Below are 522 nucleotides of genomic sequence, written 5' to 3' on the forward strand. Positions count from 1 at the left end.
ATTGCGATAAATACTGGTTTGGTTTTCACCAGTATGCTCACGACAAATCGAATATACTCTTTTCTACTATTTGCGAGTCTAGCGTGCAATTTTTGAACAACCAACAGTTGTTTTTTCCTGTTTTTAGCGCAGAATTCACCTCGCTTCCGATTTTTATTTTGTTCGTAACTTCTACTTAGTTTCCGTTGTTTCCGTTTCAAGCGCTTTTCCATCTTGATGATTCGTTCTCTCTTATTAATAGTGTCAAAAACAAGGTGGTTACTGCATACCGCGAACTCTTTAAGACCTAGGTCTACGCCGATTCCATCCGTTTCACTCTTGTATGCTGCTTTACTTTTTTCAACGTCGCACAAAACAGCGATAAAATAGCGACCTGCTTTTTGTGACAGTGTACAATTTATGACTATTGCATCTGTTGGAATATAACCAAATTCCTTTAATCGCACCCATCCAAACGTTGGGATTTTAATTCGATGACGTTCGACGATTAAGTCTGTTGCATTGTTTTTCGGAAAATAAGCT

Annotated in this window: 1 protein-coding gene; it reads right to left on the reverse strand. The window is 38.1% G+C overall.

Going from position 1 to position 522, the window contains the following annotated elements; genetic code table 11:
- Positions 1-522 (reverse strand): transposase (locus I2483_RS19245; protein ID WP_207278654.1); only part of this gene is annotated, 522 nt, incomplete at both ends.

It is taken from the genome of Sporosarcina sp. E16_3 (genome assembly GCF_017347125.1).
Lineage (GTDB): Bacteria > Bacillota > Bacilli > Bacillales_A > Planococcaceae > Sporosarcina.